The following is a 1,190-nucleotide window of genomic DNA, read 5'->3' as shown; positions in this document are numbered from 1 at the left end:
GACAGTATTGGCGTTATCTTGACTGAGTTAGCAAAGAAAGCGAATACGGCAGATGTGTATGACATGGAAGCAACAGATGCTCGCTTCTTACTTGCAACTAGTCAAGCCGAAGACTCAAAGCTTTTCTCCGGTAAAGAACCAGCGTACTTTGCAACGAAAAAAAGGTTGGATACTACGAACCAAGAGTTAAGTGATGTCATTACTCGACTTACTGCCGCATTTAATAGTGGTGCAGACTTAATTAGAAAATCATAAGGAGCTCATACTGTGAGTACACAAGAAATAAGTCAGTTGATTGGAGCAGTTAATAATCTAACTCAAACTGTTTCCGATAAAAATAAAGAGATTGATGCCCGAGTTGAACAAGCGACAGAAGAGCTTGATGCTTGGAAAGAGAATCTAACGCCGAATGACATTAACGCCGAAGGACGCTACGTTACTGAGCTTTATATTAAAGGTGATAAAGACACTTTTTATCCTGTTATTTTTAGCATGCCAAGCAATACTGAAACTGAAATTACGATATTTCGGCACTACTCGTGGAACAATTACAGCAACAGTGATTTTAATACAAGTCACGTAGCAGGTGCGCTAGTCGCGCTTCGCGGCCAATCTCACCCGTGGTCCGGGAACGCCAATTACTTACGTACTGTCGTCAATTTTCAGCGTTATCGTCAGACAGTCGCAAATGTAGGTTTTTTAGCATATTGTAATGCCGCGAAAAGTGATCCGGCGGGGAACGATACAGTATACAACAGGCCCACCGAGGGATACTTAGCACGTGTCCATTCAGGCTTTATGCTCCGTGGCGGACGCTTAAAGTATTTGATCGTATCTAACCACAAGATTGATTTCAAAGTCTTGGCTGACGGTGAAGAATTTTACAATCACAAAGAATCACACACTAACGTCAAATTTCTAGGAAAGACTCTAACGTTACCGAATGATGCTATTCAGACGGGCGATTCATCAAACAACCATTCGACAACATATGTCAGTTATGGAATTCCAACTCAAGCAACGGAGGTTAGCTAATGTTTGAGAAAATCATGATACGCGGTGAAGAGTTAATCAATGTACCAGCTGATAAAGAGACTCTGCTTGCACTTGGCTTACAAGACGCAGAAGCAGATACAGCACTTAGAGAGTATCAAGCAAAAAAAGAGCTAGATAAAATTCGCGAAGTTCGG

General features: G+C 41.7%; 1 protein-coding gene and 1 pseudogene. Both read left to right on the top strand.

Annotated elements, in window-relative coordinates:
- Positions 1 to 255: pseudogene (locus AND4_RS19155) on the top strand (hypothetical protein); the annotation flags it as partial.
- 12 nt (positions 256 to 267) lie between these two features.
- Positions 268 to 1,035: a hypothetical protein gene (locus AND4_RS19150; protein WP_009844643.1), complete on the top strand. Its 768-nt coding sequence runs from the start codon at positions 268 to 270 to the stop codon at positions 1,033 to 1,035.
- The last annotated feature ends 155 nt before the right edge of the window (positions 1,036 to 1,190 follow it).

It is taken from the genome of Vibrio sp. AND4 (genome assembly GCF_000171815.1).
Classification (GTDB): Bacteria; Pseudomonadota; Gammaproteobacteria; order Enterobacterales; family Vibrionaceae; genus Vibrio.
The sequence above is the reverse complement of the archived record's forward strand: the minus strand, read 5'-3'. Positions and strand labels throughout refer to the sequence as shown.